Annotated in this window: 15 protein-coding genes and 4 tRNA genes; 6 read left to right on the forward strand and 13 right to left on the reverse strand. The window is 64.7% G+C overall.

Annotation, left to right across the window (positions count from 1 at the left end):
* Window positions 1-33: 33 nt before the first annotated feature.
* The 12 genes from rpoB to CJ010_RS20970 form a co-directional block, all read right to left on the reverse strand.
* A complete protein-coding gene (rpoB, locus tag CJ010_RS20915; RefSeq protein ID WP_141019841.1) occupies window positions 34-4,167 on the reverse strand; it encodes a DNA-directed RNA polymerase subunit beta in 4,134 nt (1,377 codons plus the stop codon).
* Window positions 4,168-4,326: 159 nt separating this feature from the next.
* A complete protein-coding gene (rplL, locus tag CJ010_RS20920; protein WP_141019842.1) occupies window positions 4,327-4,701 on the reverse strand; it encodes a 50S ribosomal protein L7/L12 in 375 nt (124 codons plus the stop codon).
* Between the two features lie 50 nt (window positions 4,702-4,751).
* Complete coding sequence (rplJ, locus tag CJ010_RS20925; protein WP_141019843.1) at window positions 4,752-5,252, reverse strand: 50S ribosomal protein L10; 501 nt, start codon at window positions 5,250-5,252, stop codon at window positions 4,752-4,754.
* Window positions 5,253-5,483: 231 nt separating this feature from the next.
* On the reverse strand, window positions 5,484-6,179 hold the full coding sequence (rplA, locus tag CJ010_RS20930; RefSeq protein WP_141019844.1) for a 50S ribosomal protein L1: 696 nt from the start codon (window positions 6,177-6,179) through the stop codon (window positions 5,484-5,486).
* 2 nt (window positions 6,180-6,181) lie between these two features.
* A complete protein-coding gene (rplK, locus tag CJ010_RS20935) occupies window positions 6,182-6,613 on the reverse strand; it encodes a 50S ribosomal protein L11 (protein WP_141019845.1) in 432 nt (143 codons plus the stop codon).
* 104 nt (window positions 6,614-6,717) lie between these two features.
* Window positions 6,718-7,251, reverse strand: coding sequence for a transcription termination/antitermination protein NusG (nusG, locus tag CJ010_RS20940; RefSeq protein WP_141019846.1), 534 nt, complete (start codon window positions 7,249-7,251; stop codon window positions 6,718-6,720).
* Between the two features lie 2 nt (window positions 7,252-7,253).
* Window positions 7,254-7,601, reverse strand: coding sequence for a preprotein translocase subunit SecE (gene secE, locus CJ010_RS20945; RefSeq protein WP_141019847.1), 348 nt, complete (start codon window positions 7,599-7,601; stop codon window positions 7,254-7,256).
* 24 nt (window positions 7,602-7,625) lie between these two features.
* Window positions 7,626-7,701: transfer RNA gene (locus CJ010_RS20950), tRNA-Trp, on the reverse strand.
* A gap of 62 nt (window positions 7,702-7,763) precedes the next feature.
* Window positions 7,764-8,954 carry an elongation factor Tu gene (tuf, locus tag CJ010_RS20955; protein ID WP_141019836.1) on the reverse strand — a complete coding sequence of 397 codons (1,191 nt, stop codon included), beginning with the start codon at window positions 8,952-8,954 and terminating at the stop codon, window positions 7,764-7,766.
* A gap of 77 nt (window positions 8,955-9,031) precedes the next feature.
* Window positions 9,032-9,106, reverse strand: a tRNA-Thr gene (locus CJ010_RS20960).
* 24 nt (window positions 9,107-9,130) lie between these two features.
* A tRNA-Gly gene (locus CJ010_RS20965) sits at window positions 9,131-9,204 on the reverse strand.
* A 91-nt stretch (window positions 9,205-9,295) separates the two neighbouring features.
* Window positions 9,296-9,380, reverse strand: a tRNA-Tyr gene (locus CJ010_RS20970).
* Window positions 9,381-9,536: 156 nt separating this feature from the next.
* Between CJ010_RS20970 and CJ010_RS20975 the strand changes: the two genes are divergently transcribed.
* The 4 genes from CJ010_RS20975 (at window position 9,537) to CJ010_RS20990 (ending at window position 16,366) form a co-directional block, all read left to right on the forward strand.
* Window positions 9,537-10,955, forward strand: a complete 1,419-nt coding sequence (locus CJ010_RS20975; RefSeq protein ID WP_141019848.1) for an FAD-binding oxidoreductase — start codon at window positions 9,537-9,539, stop codon at window positions 10,953-10,955.
* Between the two features lie 178 nt (window positions 10,956-11,133).
* Complete coding sequence (locus tag CJ010_RS20980) at window positions 11,134-14,712, forward strand: indolepyruvate ferredoxin oxidoreductase family protein (protein WP_141019849.1); 3,579 nt, start codon at window positions 11,134-11,136, stop codon at window positions 14,710-14,712.
* Between the two features lie 100 nt (window positions 14,713-14,812).
* The gene (locus tag CJ010_RS20985; protein ID WP_141020801.1) at window positions 14,813-15,568 is read left to right on the forward strand and encodes a trans-aconitate 2-methyltransferase; all 756 of its coding nucleotides are present in this window, start codon (window positions 14,813-14,815) and stop codon (window positions 15,566-15,568) included.
* Between the two features lie 96 nt (window positions 15,569-15,664).
* Window positions 15,665-16,366, forward strand: coding sequence for a ParA family protein (locus tag CJ010_RS20990; protein ID WP_141019850.1), 702 nt, complete (start codon window positions 15,665-15,667; stop codon window positions 16,364-16,366).
* Window positions 16,367-16,421: 55 nt separating this feature from the next.
* On the opposite strand, the gene CJ010_RS20995 is transcribed toward CJ010_RS20990, so the two are convergent.
* A complete protein-coding gene (locus tag CJ010_RS20995; protein WP_141019851.1) occupies window positions 16,422-17,051 on the reverse strand; it encodes a response regulator transcription factor in 630 nt (209 codons plus the stop codon).
* Between the two features lie 267 nt (window positions 17,052-17,318).
* Here CJ010_RS20995 and CJ010_RS21000 point away from each other — a divergent pair, with 267 nt between their 5' ends.
* Both CJ010_RS21000 and CJ010_RS21005 read left to right on the forward strand, forming a co-directional pair.
* Window positions 17,319-18,257, forward strand: a complete 939-nt coding sequence (locus CJ010_RS21000) for an ABC transporter substrate-binding protein (protein ID WP_141019852.1) — start codon at window positions 17,319-17,321, stop codon at window positions 18,255-18,257.
* On the forward strand, window positions 18,254-20,176 hold the full coding sequence (locus tag CJ010_RS21005) for an ATP-binding protein (RefSeq protein ID WP_141019853.1): 1,923 nt from the start codon (window positions 18,254-18,256) through the stop codon (window positions 20,174-20,176). The genes CJ010_RS21000 and CJ010_RS21005 overlap by 4 nt, the downstream gene beginning before the upstream one ends.
* Window positions 20,177-20,228 lie beyond the last annotated feature (52 nt).

A 20,228-nucleotide genomic window follows, 5' to 3' on the forward strand; every position in this document is an offset into this window, starting at 1 on the left:
GGTTCAATCGCAGGCGGGGGTTCGGGGTCCGGCTTACTCGCGGTCGAGATCGATGTCGATCGCGAGCGAACGGATTTCCTTTACCAGCACGTTGAAGGACTCCGGCATGCCGGAATCGATCTTGTGCTCGCCCTTGACGATGTTTTCGTACACCTTGGTCCGGCCGGTCACATCGTCGGACTTGACCGTGAGCATCTCCTGCAGGGTGTAGGCGGCACCGTAAGCTTCCAGCGCCCACACTTCCATTTCACCGAAGCGCTGGCCACCGAACTGGGCCTTACCACCCAGCGGCTGCTGGGTCACCAGCGAGTAGGGGCCGGTCGAACGGGCGTGCATCTTGTCATCGACCAGGTGGTGCAGCTTCAGCACGTGCTTGTAACCCACCGTCACCTTGCGCTCGAAGGCTTCGCCGGTGCGGCCATCGAACAGCGTGACCTGACCGCCGACCGGCAGTCCGGCCAGTTCCAGCATCTTGGAGATCTCTTCTTCCTTCGCGCCATCGAACACCGGCGTGGCGAAGGGCACACCCTTCTTCAGGTTGGCGGCCAGTTCCATCACGTCGGTATCGCTGAACCCAGTGAAATCCTCGGGCTTGCCGCTTCCGTTATAGATCTCCTCGAGCAGGCCGCGAACCTCGCCCGCGGCAGCATTGGCGCGTAGCAGACGATCGATCTTCTGGCCCAGGCCCTTGGCCGCCCAGCCGAGGTGCGTTTCCAGAATCTGGCCGATGTTCATCCGCGACGGCACGCCGAGCGGGTTGAGCACGATGTCGACCGGAGTGCCGTCTTCCATGTACGGCATGTCTTCGACTGGGACGATCTTGGAAACCACACCCTTGTTACCGTGACGACCGGCCATCTTGTCGCCCGGCTGCAGACGACGCTTGACGGCAAGGTAGACCTTGACCATCTTCTGCACGCCCGGCGGCAGTTCGTCGCCCTGGGTGAGCTTCTTCTTCTTGATCTCGAAAGCCTGCTCAAAGTCCTTGCGGGTCTTCTCTAGGCCCTCGCGCACCGCTTCGAGCTGGATCGCCAGTTCTTCGTCCGCCATGCGGATGTCGAACCAGTGGTAGAACTCCAGCGTTTCCAGGTAGTCGGCGGTGATCGTCGCACCCTTGGCGAGCTTCTTCGGACCACCGTTGGCCTTCTGGCCGACGATCATGCGCTGGATACGGGCGAAGGCGTCGCGTTCCACGATGCGCATCTGGTCGGCCAGGTCGGTCTTGAAGCTGCGCAGCTGGTCGTCGATGATGGACTGGGCGCGCTTGTCGCGCTCGATGCCTTCGCGGGTGAACACCTGCACGTCGATGACGGTGCCGGTCATGCCGGACGGCACGCGCAGCGAGGTGTCCTTCACGTCCGAAGCCTTCTCGCCGAAGATCGCACGCAGCAGCTTCTCTTCCGGCGTCAGCTGGGTCTCACCCTTGGGCGTGACCTTGCCGACCAGCACGTCGCCGGCTTCGACCTCGGCGCCGATGTACACGATGCCGGATTCGTCCAGGCGGGACAGCTGGGCTTCGCCGAGCGAGGCGATGTCGCGGGTGATTTCCTCGGGCCCGAGCTTGGTGTCACGCGCAACCACGGTGAGTTCTTCGACGTGGATCGAGGTGAAGCGGTCGTCCGCCACCACGCGTTCGGAGATCAGGATCGAGTCTTCGAAGTTGTAGCCGTTCCACGGCATGAAGGCGACCAGCATGTTCTGGCCCAGCGCCAGTTCGCCGAGATCGGTCGAGGCGCCGTCCGCGATCACGTCGCCCTTGGCGATGAGATCGCCCACCTTCACCACCGGACGCTGGTTGATGTTGGTGTTCTGGTTGGAACGGGTGTACTTGATCATGTTGTAGATGTCGACACCGACCTCGCCCGCGAGGGTCTCGTTGTCGTTCACCCGCACCACGACACGCTGCGCATCCACGTAGTCGACGACGCCGCCGCGCATCGCCTGCACCGCGGTACCCGAGTCGACCGCCACCGTGCGCTCGATGCCGGTACCGACCAGCGGCTTCTCCGGACGCAGGCAGGGCACCGCCTGACGCTGCATGTTGGCGCCCATCAGCGCACGGTTGGCATCGTCGTGTTCCAAGAAGGGGATCAGCGAGGCCGCCACCGACACGATCTGGCCCGGCGCCACGTCCATGTACTGGACCTGGTCAGCGGTCGCCAGCATGAATTCGCCCTTGTGGCGGCAGGACACGAGGTCGCCTTCCAGGGTGCCGTCGCCGCCGATCTCGGCATTGGCCTGTGCGATGACGTACTGGCCTTCCTCGATCGCCGACAGGAAGTCGATCTGGTCGGTCACCTTGCCGTCGGTCACCTTGCGATAGGGCGTCTCGAGGAAGCCGTGGCGGTTGGTGCGCGCATAGACGGCGAGCGAGTTGATCAGGCCGATGTTCGGACCTTCCGGGGTCTCGATCGGGCACACCCGGCCGTAGTGGGTCGGATGCACGTCGCGGACTTCGAAGCCAGCGCGTTCGCGCGTCAGACCGCCCGGGCCGAGCGCCGAGACACGCCTCTTGTGGGTGATCTCGGACAGCGGGTTGGTCTGGTCCATGAACTGGGAGAGCTGGCTAGAGCCGAAGAACTCCTTGATCGCGGCCGAGATCGGCTTGGCATTGATCAGGTCGTGGGGCATCAGGTTGTCGGATTCGGCCTGCGACAGGCGTTCCTTGACCGCGCGCTCGACACGTACCAGGCCGGCACGGAACTGGTTCTCGGCAAGTTCGCCGACCGAACGCACACGGCGGTTGCCGAGGTGATCGATGTCGTCGATCTCGCCACGGCCGTTGCGCAGTTCGACCAGCACGCCGATCACTGCCAGGATGTCCTCGTTGGCAAGTACGCCCTCACCTTCCTCACCGTGCGGGCCGACTTTCTCGTAGAAGCGCTTCAGCCAGCCCGGCGCCTTGTCGTCGATCTTCTCAGGGTAAGCACGGCGGTTGAACTTCATGCGGCCGACGGTCGACAGGTCGTAACGCTCGGGCGCGTAGAACAGACCCTGGAACAGCGCTTCGACGGCCTCCTCGGTAGGCGGCTCGCCCGGACGCATCATGCGGTAGATTGCGACCTTGGCCGCCCACTGATCGGCGGTTTCGTCAATACGCAGCGTGGACGAGATGTAGGCGCCACGATCCAGATCGTTGACGTACAGGGTCGCCACGTCGCGCACGCCGGCGTCACGCAGCTTGCCGAGCAGGTCTTCGGTGATTTCGTCGTTGGCGCGAGCGATCAGCTCGCCGGTTTCCGCATCGACGACGTTGCGCGCGATGACGCGACCGAGTACGAAGTCGTCCGGCACGGAGATCGTCTTGACGCCGGCCTGGTCGAGTTCGCGGATATGCTTGGCGGTGATGCGCTTGTCGCGCGCCACGATCACCTTGCCACTCGGATCCACGATGTCGAAGCGAGCGACCTCGCCGCGCAGGCGATCAGGGACGAGTTCGAACTGCACGCTGTCGCCGGACAGGTGGAAGGCATCGAAGTCATGGAAGGTCTCGAGGATCTCTTCCGGCGTCATCCCGATGGCGCGCAGCAGGATGGTGACCGGCATCTTGCGGCGACGGTCTACGCGGAAGTAGAGGTAATCCTTCGGATCGAATTCGAAGTCCAGCCACGAACCACGGTAGGGGATGATGCGCGCCGAGAACAGCAACTTGCCCGACGAATGGGTCTTGCCGCGGTCGTGCTCGAAAAACACACCCGGCGAGCGGTGCAACTGGGAAACGATGACGCGCTCGGTACCGTTGATAACGAAGGAGCCGGTGGTCGTCATGAGCGGAATCTCGCCCATGTAGACTTCCTGCTCCTTCACTTCCTTGATGGTTTCCTTCGGCGCTTCGCGGTCCATGATGACCAGGCGGACACGGGCACGCAGTGGCGATGCAAAGGTGAGGCCGCGCTGTTGGCATTCCTTCACGTCGAAGGCCGGCTCGCCCAACATGTACTGGACGAACTCGAGCCGGGCATTGCCGCTGTGGCTCGAAATCGGGAAGATCGAGGAGAATGCAGCCTGCAGACCCTGATTCAGGCGCGACTCGGGCAGAGTCTCGGCCTGCAGGAACGAGGCGAAGGACTCGATCTGGGTGGCGAGCAGGAAAGGCGCATCGAGCACGGCCGCGCGCTTGGCGAAGCTCTTGCGGATACGCTTCTTTTCGGTGTAGGAATACGCCATGAATGCTCCGGCTAGAAGGTCGAACTAGGGGTCGAACGTCGGGAAGACAGAACGAAATGCCCGACAGGGCGGGGACGCTTCGTTCTGGCTTCATGCTTGATACAAAGCACGAAAGGGCTGGCGCTCGTGAGAGCGCCAGCCCCGCGGCGGAAGCGAGAGTTACTTGATCTCGACCTTCGCGCCAGCGTCTTCCAGTTGCTTCTTCAGCGCATCGGCGTCGGCCTTCGAGACGCCTTCCTTCACGGCCTTCGGAGCGCCGTCGACAACGTCCTTGGCTTCCTTCAGGCCCAGACCGGTGGCGGCACGGACGACCTTGATGACCTCGACCTTCTTCTCGCCAGCGGCGGTCAGGATGACGTCGAATTCGGTCTTCTCTTCCACCGCGGCAGCGGCAGCGCCGGCGCCCGGAGCGGCCACGGCCATGGAGGCAGCGGACACGCCGAACTTCTCTTCGAACGCCTTGACCAGGTCGTTCAGTTCCATCACGGTCATCGAGCCAACGGCTTCGAGGATGTCTTCTTTGCTGATTGCCATTTCAAATCACTCCAAAATCGAAACTTTTCAGAAAACGGTAGCAGCCTGGATCAGGCGGCAGCCTCTTCCTCGCGCTTCTTGGCGAGGGCTGCGAGCGCAGCGGCGAAGCCGGAAACCGGCGCCTGCATGACACCCAGCAGCTTGGCGAGCAGTTCTTCGCGGCTCGGGATCGAGGCGAGCGCCTGCACGGCTGCCTTGTCGAGCGTCTTGCCCGCATAGGAACCGGCCTTCAGCACCAGCTTGTCGTTACCCTTGGCGAAGTCGTTGAGCACCTTGGCAGCGGCGACGGGATCGGCCGAAATGCCATAGATCAACGGACCGGTCAGCTGGTCCGCCAAACCGGCAAACGGGGTTTCAGCGATCGCGCGACGCACCAGGGTGTTCTTCAGCACACGCAGGTAAACGCCAGATTCGCGGGCCTTGGCACGCAGCACGGTGAGATCGCCCACCGCAATGCCGCGATACTCGGCCACCGCGATGGTCTGTGCGTTGGCAACCTGTGCCGACACCTCTGCCACTACGGCTTTCTTGTCATCGAGATTGAGACCCATGGGTCTTTCCTCCTTTCAAGTCCACACGCGAACCACACGGAGCGGTTCGCACCCACGGCGACCTGGATCAGGAGTGCGGCCGTACTTCAGCCAAATCCTGTTCTGGGCACACCGTCTGCGCAGGTCGTCTGTCGAACAATTAAGTGGCCGCTCTCACGACCACGCCTGCGGTCTTTGACGATCCACCCCCGCACCGAAGCGCGGGAGCGTCCCAAAGTTCTTTCCCTCCGCTCAGGCGGAGGCAGTGCTCGGTTCGACGCGCACGCCAGCTCCCATGGTGCTGGAAACGGCGATGCGACGCAGATAGACACCCTTGGCGGCGGCCGGACGGGCCTTCACCAGAGCATCGACCAATGCATTGAAGTTCTGCTGCAGCGCTTCCACGCCGAAGGAGGCGCGACCGATGGTGGCGTGCACCAGGCCACCCTTATCGGTCCGGTACTGCACCTGACCGGCCTTGGCGTTCTTCACCGCAGTGGTGACGTCCATGGTGACGGTGCCAACCTTGGGGTTAGGCATCAGGCCACGCGGACCGAGGATCTGACCCAACTGGCCAACGACACGCATGGCATCCGGGGTGGCGATGCACAGATCGAAATCGATCGTGCCGCCCTTGACCTGCTCGGCGAGATCGTCGAAACCGACAACGTCGGCGCCGGCAGCACGAGCAGCCTCAGCCTTGTCGCCCTGGGCGAACACGGCGACACGAACGGTCTTGCCGGTACCGGCAGGCAGAACCACGGAGCCACGCACGACCTGGTCGGACTTGCGCGCATCGACGCCGAGGTTCACGGCGATGTCGATGGACTCGTCGAACTTGGCGGTTGCACATTCCTTCACCAGCGCGAGCGCTTCCGCGACGGGGTAGGTACGGTTACGGTCAATCTTGGCGCGCAGCGCCTGCACACGCTTGGAAATCTTTGCCATGATCAGAGGCCCTCCACGGTGATGCCCATGCTGCGGGCGGAACCGGCGATGGTACGCACGGCGGCTTCCATATCGGCAGCGGTAAGGTCAGGCATCTTGGTCTTGGCGATCTCTTCGACCTGGGCGCGGGTGATCGAGCCCACCTTGTCGGTGTGCGGCTTCGGCGAACCCTTCTGGATGCCGGCAGCCTTCTTGATCAGAATGGTCGCCGGCGGAGTCTTCATGATGAACGTGAAGCTCTTGTCGGCGTAGGCGGTGATCACCACCGGAATCGGCAGGCCCGGCTCGAGACCCTGGGTCTTGGCGTTGAAGGCCTTGCAGAATTCCATGATGTTCAGACCGCGCTGACCCAGCGCCGGACCGATCGGGGGGCTGGGGTTGGCCTTGCCGGCCGGCACCTGCAGCTTGATGTAACCAGTGATTTTCTTTGCCATTTAGGCTAGCTCCTGTTTTGAGTGCAAGCGCACCGGACCTCCGGCGCTCCTCGTTTCGCCCGCGTAAACGGGCAAGGCAGGCGCGACGCGCCTGCCCTTAAAGCTCAGGTCTTTTCGACCTGGGCAAAATCCAGCTCTACGGGGGTCGCACGACCAAAGATGGTCACAGACACGCGCAATTTGCTCTTCTCGTAATTGACGTCTTCGACCGAACCGTGGAAATCGGTGAAAGGACCTTCTTTCACGCGCACCACCTCGCCCGTCTCGAACAGCACCTTCGGGCGCGGCTTGTCCACGCCTTCCTGCATCTGCTGCATGATCTTCTCGACTTCCTTCTCGGAAATCGGCGTCGGCTTGTTGGCAGTACCACCAACAAAGCCCGTGACCTTGGGCGTCGACTTGACCAGATGCCAGGTCTCGTCGTTCATTTCCATCTCGACAAGAACGTAGCCCGGGAAGAACTTGCGCTCAGTGATGCTCTTCTGACCGCCTTTCATTTCCACGACTTCTTCGACCGGCACCAGAATCTGCCCGAAGGCATCCTGCATTCCCGACCGATTGACGCGATCAACCAGCGCACGCTGGACGGACTTTTCAAAGCCCGAATAGGCGTGCACGACATACCAGCGCTTGGTCATGATTATTTCCAACCCAGAATCAGGTCATACAGAACCCACTCCAGGCTCTTGTCCGTCAGCCAGAGAAAGACCGCCATCACGACCACGAAGGCGAATACCAAGCCGGTGGTCTGAACCGTTTCCTTGCGGCTCGGCCATACGACCTTCTTGGTCTCGACAACGGCCTCGCGCGCGAACTCGACAAAACGTCGCCCGGCCTCGGAGAACCATGCCACCACCAGACCCGCCGCCAGACCGGCAAGCACGGACAGGACACGCAGCACCAATGCCTGCTCGGACAACAGGTAGAAGCCGACCACGCCGGCCGCAACCAGTGCCAAAGCCAGCGCAAACTTCAACTTATCGGCCATCTAGGTCGTGACTTCCGGAAAATATGGCAGGGGCAGAGGGAATCGAACCCCCAACCTTCGGTTTTGGAGACCGACGCTCTGCCAATTGAGCTATGCCCCTGCAGCAGAGACTACAAAGCGCACCCCGGCTGAGGTGCGCTTCCCGATCAATGAGATCGATGCTTACTCGATGATCTTGGCGACGACACCGGCGCCGACGGTACGACCACCTTCACGGATGGCGAAACGCAGACCTTCTTCCATGGCGATCGGGGCGATCAGCTTGACGGTGATCGACACGTTGTCGCCCGGCATGACCATCTCGGTACCTTCCGGCAGCGAGATCGAACCAGTCACGTCGGTGGTACGGAAGTAGAACTGCGGACGGTAGTTGTTGAAGAACGGAGTGTGACGACCACCCTCTTCCTTCGACAGCACGTAGATCTCGCCGGTGAAGTGGGTGTGCGGGGTGATCGAACCCGGCTTGCACAGCACCTGGCCGCGCTCGACGTCTTCACGCTTGGTGCCGCGCAGCAACACGCCGACGTTGTCGCCCGCCTGACCCTGATCCAGCAGCTTGCGGAACATTTCCACGCCAGTGCAGGTGGTCTTGACGGTGGGCTTGATGCCGACGATCTCGATTTCTTCGCCGACCTTGACGATGCCACGCTCGACACGACCGGTCACCACGGTGCCGCGACCCGAGATCGAGAACACGTCTTCGATCGGCAGCAGGAAGGGCTTGTCGATCGCGCGCTCCGGCGTCGGGATGTAGCTGTCCAACGCATCGGCCAGGCGCATGATCGCCGGCTCGCCGATGTCGGACTGGTCGCCTTCGAGCGCCTTCAGCGCCGAACCCTTGACGATGGGAATGTCGTCACCCGGAAAGTCGTACTTCGACAGCAGCTCGCGCACTTCCATCTCGACCAGCTCGAGCAGCTCTTCGTCGTCAACCATGTCGCACTTGTTCAGGAAGACGATGATGTACGGCACACCGACCTGACGGGCCAGCAGGATGTGCTCGCGGGTCTGCGGCATCGGGCCGTCAGCGGCCGAACACACCAGAATCGCGCCGTCCATCTGGGCGGCACCAGTGATCATGTTCTTGACATAGTCCGCGTGACCCGGGCAGTCGACGTGAGCGTAGTGACGGGTCGCGGTTTCGTACTCGACGTGGGCGGTGTTGATGGTGATGCCGCGCGCCTTTTCTTCCGGCGCCGCGTCGATCTGATCGTAGGCCTTCGCTTCGCCGCCGAACTTCTTCGACAGGATCGTCGTGATCGCCGCCGTCAGCGTCGTCTTGCCGTGGTCAACGTGACCGATCGTACCAACGTTTACGTGCGGTTTCGTCCGCTCGAACTTACCCTTAGCCATATCGACACCTTTTAATCAGAATCAGAAATTCCGGACTGACCGTTCCGAAACCGTCACGCCTGACGAGGCAAAATGAATGGTGCCCATGACGTGGATTGAACACGTGGCCTCTCCCTTACCAAGGGAGTGCTCTACCACTGAGCTACATGGGCACTGCACACAACACTGCACAAACCTGGAGCGGGTGAAGGGAATCGAACCCTCGTCGTAAGCTTGGAAGGCTTCTGCTCTACCATTGAGCTACACCCGCCCGCAAATGCCAAAACACACTTGACACCGACTCGCAGCCGACTCGCATCATCCGCTGCGCTGCAAACCACCCGCAGCGCAACCGCTAAATTTGGTGGAGGGGGAAGGATTCGAACCTTCGAAGGCAGTGCCGTCAGATTTACAGTCTGATCCCTTTGACCGCTCGGGAACCCCTCCTGCGAGAAGCGCCGCACTATAGAGGCGTTTCCAGAGGCTGTCAAACACTTTCTTGAATTAATCTCGTTGCGGGTGTGTTTTCCGATTGCGGCGGAGCAGTCTGCCCTCGACAATCGCCGGCCCGAGCCCCGTCACGAACAACACCAGGAGACCGGCATGCCCCTTCCCGATAACGACGACGCCAACCGCAAGCCCCTGCCGGCGGCATTCGTCGCCGCGCTCGCCGACCGGTTCGGCGCACGCTTCACCACCTCACACGGGATACGTGCCCATCACGGCCACGACGAGTCGCACTTCCCGGACGCACTTCCGGATGGTGTCGTGTTCCCGCACGACACAGTGGAGGTGGTCGAGATCGTCAAACTGTGCGCGGCCCACGACGTCCCGGTTATTCCCTACGGCGCCGGCAGTTCCCTCGAGGGACACATCCTGGCGATCCGCGGCGGCATCAGCATCGACTTTTCCGAGATGAACAAACTGCTGGCCGTGCGCGTCGAAGACATGGATGCCATGGTCCAACCCGGCCTCACCCGCAAGCAGCTGAATGCCGAACTGCACGGCACCGGACTCTTCTTTCCGATCGATCCGGGTGCGGACGCCAGCCTCGGCGGCATGGCCGCAACGCGCGCCTCCGGCACGAATGCGGTGCGCTACGGCACCATGCGCGAGAACGTCCTCGGTCTCACTGCGGTGATGGCCGACGGCCGCGTGATCCGTACCGGAGGACGGGCGCGCAAGTCGTCCGCCGGCTACGACCTCACCCGCCTGCTGGTCGGTTCGGAAGGTACGCTGGGCATCATCACCGAACTGACGGTGCGACTGCACCCGCTGCCCGAGGCGGTGTCGAGTGCCGTGTGCGCCTTCGCCGACATCGACAGTGCGGTACGGACCGTCATCCAGACCATACAGCTCGGCGTGCCGGTCGCGCGCATCGAACTGGTCGACGCCCTGACCGTCAGCGCGATAAACCGCTACAGCAAGACCACGCTGCGCGAGGCGCCGATGCTGTTCTTCGAGTTTCACGGCAGCCCGGCGAGCGTCGACGAGCAGGCGCAAACCGTCCAGGCTCTTGCGCACGACCACGGCGGCATGGATTTCGAATGGGCCAGCCGACCCGAGGACCGCAGCCGGCTGTGGGCCGCAAGGCACGACGTCTATTTCGCCAGTCTCAACCTGCGCCCCGGCAGCCGTGGCATCACATCCGACGTCTGCGTGCCGATCTCGCGGCTCGCGGAATGCGTGGCCGGCACCCGCGACGACATCGCTGCCTCGGGCTTCATTGCGCCCATCGTCGGCCACGTCGGCGACGGCAATTTCCACACCATCATCCTCGTCGATCCCGACAACGCCGACGAGATTGCGCGGGCCGAAGCACTCAACCATCGCATCGTCGAGCGTGCGCTCGCTCTGGGCGGCACCTGCACGGGCGAACACGGCATCGGTATCGGCAAACAGGAATTCCTGGTCGCCGAGCACGGCGCGGCCGCAGTCGACACCATGCGCCTCATCAAGCAGGCGCTCGACCCGCGGAACCTGTTCAATCCCGGCAAGGTCATCCCCATGACAGAAGCCTGATCCGAACGTCCTCACCGTTAGGGTATCCAAGGATTGAGTCCGCAACCTGCAGCGACGACGATAGGGCCGACGTCTTCGGCACTGCCGGAGTATCCGTCTGGCGCTGAATGCGCACTGCGCCCACAAGGCGCAGCAGCACACCTCAAGAACACGATTTTTGTGGAACCAGGAGACTCGCATGGCCGAAGCCGATCCGCGCACCGCACCGACCTCGGCGCAGCTGTCGCCCGCGTCCGCGGCTGCCCACCCCGCCAGCCTGGAAGACAAGTACACGGTCGTCAGCGGCCGCGTGTATCTGACCGGCTACCAGGCGCTGGTCCGGCTGCTGATGATCCAGTCCGAGCGCGACGCCGGCGCGGGCCTGCACACCGCAGGTTTCGTTTCGGGCTACCGCGGTTCGCCGCTGGGCGGACTGGACCAGACACTATGGAAGGCCAGGCAGCACCTCGCCAGTCACAACATCGTCTTTCAGCCCGGGGTCAATGAAGATCTCGCCGCGACCGCCGTATGGGGCACGCAACAGGTGAACCTGTCGCCGCACGCCCAGTACGACGGCGTGTTCGCGATGTGGTACGGCAAGGGCCCCGGCGTGGACCGCTGCGGCGACGTCTTCCGCCATGCCAACGCTGCCGGCAGCTCGAAGCACGGCGGCGTACTGGTGATCGCCGGCGACGACCATGCGGCTAAGTCGTCCACCTTGCCACACCAGACCGACCACTTTTTCAAGTCGATGATGATGCCGGTGCTCGCGCCGGCCGGCGTGCAGGAGTACATCGACTTCGGTGTGCACGGCTACGCGCTGTCGCGCTACTCCGGCTGCTGGGTGGCCTTCAAGGCGCTGGCCGACACGGTGGAAACCTCGGCATCGGTGGACGTCGATCCGCAGCGTGTGCAGGTGGTGCTTCCTTCCGACTTTCCGCTGCCGCCGGACGGACTCAACATCCGCTGGCCCGATCCGCCGCTGGTGCAGGAAAAGCGCCTGCTGCACTTCAAGCTCTACGCGGCGCTCGCCTATGCCCGGGCCAACCGGCTCAACCGGGTGGTGATCGATTCGCCGGCGCCGCGGCTGGGCATCATTACCTCGGGCAAGAGCTACCTCGACGTGCGCCAGGCCTTCGACGACCTCGGCATCGACGACGACCTCGCGGCCGAGATCGGCATCCGTCTCTACAAGGTCGGCATGGTGTGGCCGCTGGAATCCGATGGCGTGCGCCAGTTTGCCGAAGGCCTGGACGAGATCCTGGTGGTCGAGGAGAAACGCCAGCTGCTCGAATACCAGCTGAAGGAAGAGCTCTACAACTGGCGCGAAGACGTGCGCCCACGTGTCGTCGGCAAGTTCGACGAGAAGGGCGAATGGGCGCGGATCGCCCGCGGCGACGGCACCATAGACCACGGCGACTGGCTGCTGCCGGCCGCCGGAGAACTCAATCCGGCATTGATCGCCCGCGTCATCGCCGGCCGCATCGAACGCTTCTTCGTCTCCGAGCGCATCCAGGCACGACTCGCCTTTCTCGAAGCCAAGGACCACACCCTTGCCAGCCGGGTGTTCGCAATCGATCGCGTACCCACCTTCTGCTCCGGCTGCCCGCACAACACCTCCACCCGGGTGCCGGAAGGCAGCCGCGCGCTCGCCGGGATAGGCTGCCACTACATGGTGACCTGGATGCCGGACCGCCGCACCGGCACCTTCACCCAGATGGGCGGCGAAGGCGTGCCCTGGGTCGGTCAGGCCCCCTTCACCAGCGAAAAGCACATCTTCGCCAACCTCGGCGACGGCACCTACTTCCACTCGGGCCTGCTCGCCATCCGCCAGGCCGTCGCCGCCAAGGTGAACATCACCTACAAGATCCTCTTCAACGACGCGGTGGCGATGACCGGCGGCCAGCCGATAGATGGCGAGCTGACGGTACCCAAGATCGTGCGCCAGTTGCAGGCCGAGGGCGCGCGCAACATCGTCGTCGTCACCGACGGCACGCCACGCGCCTACGGTCCGGCCGACCTGCCGCACGTGCCGATCCGCCATCGCGACGAGATGGACGCGATCCAGCGCGAGCTGCGCGAATCCGGCGGCGTCACCGCGCTGATCTACGACCAGACCTGTGCCGCCGAGAAGCGCCGGCGCCGCAAGCGCGGTGCCTTTCCCGACCCGGCACGGCGGGTCTTCATCAACGAAGCGGTGTGCGAGGGCTGTGGCGACTGCGGCGTGCAGTCGAACTGCATGTCCATCCTGCCGGTGGAAACCGAGTTCGGCCGCAAGCGCGCGATCGACCAGTCGTCCTGCAACAAGGATTACTCCTGCCTCAACGGCTTCTGCCCCTCCTTCATCACCATCGAAGGGGGCCGGCTGCGCAAGGGCCAGGCGCTGCAGGCCGATGAATCGCATTTCGGCGAACTACCGCTGCCGACCCTACCCGATACTGCCAGGCCCTTCGGCATCATGGTCACCGGCGTCGGCGGCACCGGCGTGGTCACCATCGGCGCCCTGATCGGCATGGCCGCCCACCTTGACGGCAAGGGCGTCACCGTGCTCGACATGACCGGGCTCGCGCAGAAAGGCGGTTCGGTGTTCAGCCACATCCGCATCGCCGACCGACCCGACGATCTGCACGCGGTGCGCATCGCCGCCGGCGAGGCCGACGCGGTGATCGGCGGCGACCTCATCGTCAGCGCCAGCGTCGAGGCGCTCGTGAAGATGGCGGCCGGCAAGACGCGCGCGGTGGTGAACACTGCCGAAACGCCGACCTCCGACTTCGCCCGCAACCCGGACTGGCAGTTCCCCCTCGACAAGATGGAGGCCGCCATCCGCGAAGCCACCGGCGACACCGCTTGCGATTTCGTCGACGCCCAGGCACTGGCGACGCGACTGCTGGGCGACGCCATCGCCAGCAACCTTTTCCTGCTCGGCTATGCCTGGCAGAAGGGGCTGGTGCCTGTCAGCCTGGACGCGCTGCTGCAGGCCATCGAACTCAACGGCGTCGCGCTGGAGATGAACCGGAAAGCCTTCCTGTGGGGCCGCCGCGCCGCCCTCGACCTGGACATGGTAGAGCGCCACGCCAACCCCGCGACGGCGGTCCGGCTGCACCCGCCGACACTGGAAGAGATCGTCGCGCGCCGCATGGCCGTACTCACCGACTACCAGGACGCCGCCTACGCCGAGCGCTATCGCCGCCTGGTCGAACGCGTACGGGAAACCGAATCGAGGCGTGTCGGCGAAGGCGGTAGCCGCCTCGCCGAGACCGTGGCCCACAATTACTTCAAGCTGCTTGCCTACAAGGACGAATACGAGGTCGCACGGCTCTATACCGCTTCCGACTTCTGGGAAAAAGTGGGCCAGACTTTCGAGGGCAACTTCGAAGTACGCTTCCACCTTGCGCCTCCACTGGTGGCACGCATGGACCCGCTCACGGGGCGCATTCCCAAGAAGGCGTTCGGTCCCGGCATGATCAAGGTGTTCCGTCTGCTGGCGAAACTCAAGCGCCTGCGCGGCAGCCGCTGGGATGTCTTCGGCCGCAGCGCAGAACGGCGCGCGGAGCGGGCCCTGATCGACGAATACGAGCGTGACATCGCCGAACTGCTCGAAACCCTGTCACAACCGCGTCTGGCGCTTGCCCTGGAGATCGCCGGCCTGCCCGACGGCATCCGCGGCTTTGGCCACGTCAAGGCGCGCAACATGGCGGACGCGGCGAACCGGCGGGCGCAGCTGCTGGCGCGCTGGCGCACCCTGGACAACAACACCGCCGCACGCGCAGTCGCCTGAGGCGACTGCCGCCGAGTTCAGGCCCCGGCGTGCGCCTGGCTGCTCGGGCAGCTAAGATGCCGGCTCCGCGTCCGCCGGTCCTGCCACCTTGCATCGCCCACTGCCGCCCGCCCTCAAGGCCCTGCTTGCCCAGCTTGCCGGTTTCATGGCCGCCTTCGTTTTAGGCCGGAGCGGCCTGCTGCCTGCCGGCCTCTGGCCGCTGGCAGCAGCGCAAGCGCTCGCCGCGGCTGCCGTCGCCGGCGCATTGCGCAGCGATCGCTGGTGGCTGCCGATGCACCTCGCCTTCCTTCCGCTGCTGCTGCTGTCCCAAGGCCTCGGCCTGCCGCCGCTGGCCTATCTTGCGGCCTTCATCGTTCTCCTCGTCTTCTACTGGACGAGTTTCCGTACCCAGGCACCACTTTACCTCACCAACCGCCGCACCGTTCCCGCCGTCGCCAGGCTCCTTCCCGCCGGTCGCGCGCTGAGCGTACTGGACATCGGCAGCGGTACCGGCTCACTGATACGTCCGCTCGCACGCCAGCGCCCCGACTGCCGCTTCTGCGGCGTCGAGACGGCGCCCGGCCCCTGGCTGCTCGGCAGGCTGCTCGCGCGCGGCCTTCCCAACCTCCGCTGGCTGCGCGACGACCTGTTCGCCATTCCCTGGGCCGACTACGATGTGGTGTATGCCTTTCTGTCCCCGGCGCCGATGGCAGCCGTCTGGGACAAGGCAAACCGGGAGCTGCGTCCCGGCGCACTGCTGGTGAGCAACAGCTTCGCCGTGCCGGAACGCGCGGCGGACTTCATCGTCGACATCGACGACCGGCGCGGTACACGCCTTTACGGCTACCGCATTGGCGACAGGCAAGCTGCGAATTGACGGCACGAAGCGCCGCTTTTCCACCGCTAGCGCTTGCCCCCCGCACGCAATAATGCATGCATGCGGTCATTGCACCGCGAGCTGAGGATAGGATTCATGGCTGAGATCATCTGCGTGATCGGCAACAAGGGCGGCACCGGCAAGACGACCCTTTCGCACATGCTGTGCCAGGGCCTCGGACTGCTGGGCCAGCGCTCCGCCTGCGTACTCACCGACACATCCCGCGAACCGCTGACCCCCGAGGGGCGCCGGTACATCACCGCCGACGCCCGTACACGCGACGCGCTCACCAAGGTGGTGGACAAACTGCGTACGCTCGAAGACTGGGTCGGGGTCATCGACGGCGGCGGTAACCGCACCGAAATGGACCGCAAGCTGTACGCCTTGTCCGACATCGTGCTGTTGCCCTTCCGCGAATCGCACGAGGACATCCGCACCGTGCTGCGCGACCTCGAAATGTTCCCGCGCGCCTACGCGGTGCCCTCGCAGTGGCCGAACAACGCCTGGCAACGCGACGCTGCCGATCGCAACGTCGCGCAGTTGATGGGCGCGTATCGCCACCGCATCCTGAAGCCGGTCGGTGCGCTGTCGTCGTCCAAGCTGCTGCTGCAGAAGCAGGTGCCGGAGCAACTTCCCACCCCGCTTGCCAATGCCTGCCGCGGACTGGCCCGTCAGGTTCTGGAAGTGCTGGAAATCGACTTTGCCGAAACAGGCGCCGGCGACGATTACCTGGAGGCAGAAGAGCGGCTGTCGCCCGCCGAAATGCCGATGCGACTCGGGCACAGCCGCTCGCACTGAGTCGATCGCCGGGCCGGCACCGCCACAACAAGCGGACCGCCCGGCACGGAGCCGGTCAGAGGCGGACGCCGTGGCGCGTGATCACGACCAGTGCCTGGGCGCGGTTGGACACGCCGAGCGCGCGGAAGATGGCCGACATGTGGACCTTTACCGTGCCTTCGGAAAGCCCGAGCAGATCGGCGATTTCGCGGTTGGTCTTGCCCTGGGCAAGCAATTCGAGGACGCGTGTCTGCGCTGCGGTCAGGCCGAAACGTTCCGACACGGGCGCACCACCGCGCCGGCCGGGCGACTGCGTGGCCGCTTCCGGCGTACACACGCCGCCATCCAGCACCACGCGCACGGCCTGCAGCATGGTTTCACCCGAACTCGCCTTCGACACGAAGCCCGAAGCCCCGCCCTTGATCGCGCGCCTCACCGACGCCTCGTCGTCCATCGCCGACACCACGATCGCCGGCACGTCGGGAAAACGCTTGGCAAGAACGGCGAGCAAGGAGAAACCGTTCATGTCCGGCAGCATCAGATCGATGATCGCCAGGTCCCAGTCGGCTGCCGACTCCAGCTTGGCCAAGGCATCGTCGGCACCCTTCGCCTCCACGCACTCGATGCCGGGCTCGAGGCGCGACAAGGTCTGCGCCATTGCTTCGCGCACCAAGGCATGATCTTCAACGATGAGGATCTTCGTCACTGCTCACTCCGTTGTATTCTGGCACCGCTTGCGGCGCATGCGTGAAGCATAGCACGAGAGACCACCCGCCCGATCCTCTACTATCGGCGCCCGGCAAAAGCGGCGAAAATCCCGCCCATTCATTCAGCACTTTGTCATCCATGTCAGCACGCACCGCGCACTGCGCCTGTCTCAGCGGCACGAAGCAGCCAATCCGCCGGGCACGCTCTGCGGTAACGCAGCGCGTGCCGACCCGCGCGCCACGACAGCGATCCTGAGTCTGCAAGGATGATCGCGCGCGCGCTCGACCTCCTCCGCAACTGCATGCTCGCCGGCATGCTCCTGCTGTTTGCGCATCTGGCGGTCGCCGCACCGAACAGGATCGTCATTGTCACCACGACTGCGGATGGGGCCTACGCCGAGGCGACAAGCACCCTGCGCGGCCTGATTGAAGCCTCGATGCCTGTCGTGGAGGTCGATATCCGCAACTGGGAGCAGGCCTCGACCGACACCCTCGCTGACAGCCGCATGATCGTGACCGTGGGAACGCAGGCCGCCCGGGTCGTCGCGGGCCTGGGCCTCGGCCAGCCGGTACTGCACATCCTGCTGCCGGCCAGCAGTTACGAGAAACTGCCGCCGCCACGCGCCGGCGCCACCATGTCGGCGATTTACCTCGACCAACCGCCTGAACGGCAGCTCGCGCTGATTCGCCTGGCGCTACCGGAATGGAAGCGCATCGCCCTGCTCGGCAGCCCCGGTGGCGACAAAGCGCTGCGACGCCTCGCCGACCTCGCACGCGAGCGCCAGATCGAAGTTCGCGAAGCCACCATCGCCGCCGACCGTGACCTCTACCCTGCCCTGCAACAGGTGCTCGCCGATCCGGCGGTGCTGATCGCCACTCCCGACGCCCAGATCTTCAACAGCTACACCGTGCAGAATGTGCTGCTCACAGCGTACCGCCACCGCTCGCCTGTGGTGGGCTTCTCGGCGGCCTACGTGCGTGCGGGCGCGCTGTTCGCGCTCTACTCCACTCCGGCGCAGATCGCCGGCCAGGCCGCCGACGCGGTCTTGCGGGTGATCCGCGGCGACGGCCTCCCGCCCCCACGCGCACCGCGTCGGTTCGAGGTCGCGATCAACGCAAACGTCGCCCGCTCGCTCGGCATCTCGCTGGAAAGCGGCGAACAGCTCACCGCCGAACTTCGTCGGCTGGAAGGAGCGACGCCATGATGCTGCGCTGGGGCGTGCGCGCCCGGGTGATGCTCGCCGCGGTGCTGCCGATGCTGGCGCTGGCGCTGGTGCTCACGGTGTCCTTCACACGCTCGCGCCTGGCCGACCTCGACGCTGCCCTCACCGCCCGCGGTCAGGCCTATGCCCGCCAGCTTGCCGCGGCGAGCGAGTATGCGGTGTTCTCGGGTAACCGCGACGCCCTGCAACAGCTCGCCAGCGCGGTCCTGTCCGAAGAGGACGTGGTCGGCGTGAGCATCGTCGGCCACAACGGCGACGCGCTGGCACGCAGCGGCATCATGGACGGCCAGTTGCCGCCGCTGCCGGTCAATGCGGTAGACGAACCGCTAAGCCTGATCCAGGGGCCCACGCTTCGACTGATCGAACCGATCCGCCCCAGCCGGCTGGAACTCGACGACGGCTTCACCTCGGTCAGCCCGGACGCCGCCGCCCAACTGGGCGGAGCGCCGCTCGGCAACGTGGTGCTGGAACTCTCGCTCAAACGCCTCAACAGCCGGCGCGACGAATTGCTGTGGACCAGTGCCGGGTCGGTCCTGCTGGTGCTGGTAGGCAGCCTGCTGCTCGCCAGCCATCTCAGCCGCGGCGTCAGCGGCCCGATCCGCATCGTTGCCGAAACGGTCACCCGCATCGGCCAGGGCAGACTCAACGAGCGTGTCCCGCTGATCGGCGGCGGCAGCCTGCGCACGCTGGCCGACGGTGTCAATGAAATGGCGTGGCGGCTGGCGACGTCGCATGAGGAGATGGCACGCAAGATCGAGGAAGCCACCGCCGAACTGCGCGCCCGCAAGGAAGAGGCCGAACGCGCCAACCTCGCCAAGTCGCGCTTCCTGGCCGCGGCCAGCCACGACCTGCGCCAACCCATGCACGCGCTCGGTCTCTTCATCTCCGAACTCGGCCAGCAATCGCACACGGCCGACAGCCGCCGCCTGGTGCAGCGCATTGCAGCCTCGGCGGAGGCCATGGAAAACCTGCTCGACAGCCTGCTCGACATCTCCAAGCTGGACGCCGGCGTACTGCAGCCAAGCATTCGCGCCTTTCCGCTGGAACCGCTGCTCGATCGGATCGCTGCACAGATGCGCCCCATGGCCGAAGACCATGATCTACAGCTCAAGGTACGCCCCTGCCAGGCCTGGGTTGAAAGTGATCCGGTCCTGTTCGAACGCATCCTGACCAATCTGGTGAGCAATGCCCTGCGCTACACCACCCGTGGGCGCGTACTGGTCGCCTGCCGGCGCCGGCATGGCCGGCTGCGGGTGGAAGTGCGCGACAGCGGCATCGGCATCGCCCCCGAGGCCCAGGAAATCATCTTTCAGGAGTTCGTCCAGCTCGACAACGACGAACGCGCCCGCGACAAGGGGCTGGGCCTGGGGCTGGCCATCGTTCGTCGCCTGATCGACCTGATGGGCCACGGCCTCGACCTGCGCTCGGCGCCGCAACGCGGCTCGGTGTTCGCCGTTGAAGTCCCGCTGGTGCAGGCCCAGCCCGGCGCCCTGAGCGACGACGGCGCGCGCGCGCCCGGCGACCTCAGCGGCCTGCTGGTTGCGCTGCTCGACGACGATCCGCTCGCCCGTGACGGCATGGAAAGCCTGCTCACGGCCTGGGGCTGCGCCGTCGTCTCCGCTGAAACCCCGGCCGAGTTGCTCGCGGCGTTCGCGCACAACGGCAGCCGGCCGCAACTCCTGATCAGCGACTTCCGCCTGCACGGACCGCACAACGGCGTGGACATCATCTATGCACTGCGCGAACAGGTTGGCACCGACATGTCCGCCGTCCTGATCAGCGGCGACACCGGACCGGAAACACTGCGCCTTGCCCAGGATGCGGCCGTGCCACTGCTCCACAAACCGGTTCGCCCCGCTCGACTACGCGCCCTCATCCATCGACTGCTGCACAAGGATTGACGCCGAAACCTGTCCTTGGCCTGGAAAAACAGCGTGGATGGCGCCTTGCGCC

Origin of the sequence: Azoarcus sp. DD4, assembly GCF_006496635.1 — a bacterium.
Lineage (GTDB): Bacteria > Pseudomonadota > Gammaproteobacteria > Burkholderiales > Rhodocyclaceae > Azoarcus.